The 1241-nt window shown below is 41.7% G+C and carries 2 protein-coding genes and 1 pseudogene; 1 reads left to right on the forward strand and 2 read right to left on the reverse strand.

Going from position 1 to position 1241, the window contains the following annotated elements; all coding sequences use genetic code 11:
- A partial coding sequence (locus ACS8FC_RS14410; protein ID WP_439297266.1) for a hypothetical protein occupies positions 1–462 on the reverse strand: 462 nt, incomplete at its 3' end.
- 245 nt (positions 463–707) lie between these two features.
- Here ACS8FC_RS14410 and ACS8FC_RS14415 point away from each other — a divergent pair.
- Complete coding sequence (locus ACS8FC_RS14415; protein ID WP_439297267.1) at positions 708–1007, forward strand: hypothetical protein; 300 nt, start codon at positions 708–710, stop codon at positions 1005–1007.
- 34 nt (positions 1008–1041) lie between these two features.
- Here the strand turns inward: ACS8FC_RS14415 and ACS8FC_RS14420 are convergent.
- Positions 1042–1241, reverse strand: a pseudogene (locus tag ACS8FC_RS14420) (cation diffusion facilitator family transporter); the annotation flags it as partial.

Genomic DNA, 1241 nt, shown 5'->3' on the forward strand with positions numbered 1-1241 from the left:
GTCATCATTATCCAGTACCGCTGTCATGCGGGCAACTTCATCATCAGTATAGTGTCCACATTTATCAGTCAGCGCACCAACTGAACCAAAGCTTTTGGATTCTTTGGCTCGCGTTTTGGTTAAATGTAGGCGCTGAACATGGTAGATAAACTGCGGTATCTCAAGACTGGCTGGGAGCGGCAGATAGTCAGGTGGCATATTGGCCGCTGGATAAAAATCCTTGGCGCGCTCAAGTAGATTTTGCCAGCGCTGCTGATAAGCCTGTACCTCTGCTAAGTTGCCTTCATAGATAGGCATATCGCGAATCTGGCGCAAAATATCAGGCGGAAATTGCTCATGACGAAAGTTTGCAATGTCTTCTTGCAACGTCGATAGCAAAACTTTGGCGTGTTTCTTGCCGTCTTTTGACGTAGGATCATCGATATAGTCTGGGGCGACAAAGGGTGCTGAGCGTCTAGACATAATGTTATATCATCAATGGATCGTGAAAAGGGGTAGTCAGTCTTAAGTATACAGAATTTATATCAAAAATATGGTCGAGAGATAGGGTTTTTCATCACTTTTAACATGCTATTACAATCGTAGAAACAAGTTTTAGGCAAACTTAAGTGAAATATTCTTATTTTATTCGCTCATAGGTTTTCATTTTTAATACTATGTAAGACAACAATGATTTATGGCCAATCAAATTATTGAGAACGACCTTTATGAGCAACTATCCATCAGAACCGACGATCTGTCCTAAGTGGCGAGCCTCATTGAAAATTATTGGCGAAATAGCCTTTATCGTCATTTGTACCGGAATCATACTTGCACTTGGGTTTTGGTTGCTGATGATGTCAAACATGGGCTCAGTCTATTTGCCAAATATCTGCAACGGCTGTCTAGATGCTTCGATCAGAATGATGTTACTCGTAGTTGGTATCGGTCTTTGGGTATTGGTGGCTGCTTGGATTATTTGGCACATATTGCTTTATTTCTATCATCTGATAAAACGTAACCAATAATTGGTCAGGTTTCGATCAACGCTGGTATTTGCTTTTAGTGATTATGCCCAATATGACTGTTACCAGCAGGTGCTTGTCCCGAAATATCGCAAACTAGAGCCTCGCTATGTGAGCTGTTTTGTGGATGTAACAGGCTTTCTACTTGAATAGTCGCATGATGAATACCGAGCGCTGATAGGCTTTGTTCAAGATTGGCAATGAGGCTGCTCGACTCATGAATACTCATTTCTCCAT

It is taken from the genome of Psychrobacter sp. 1Y4 (assembly GCF_051847555.1).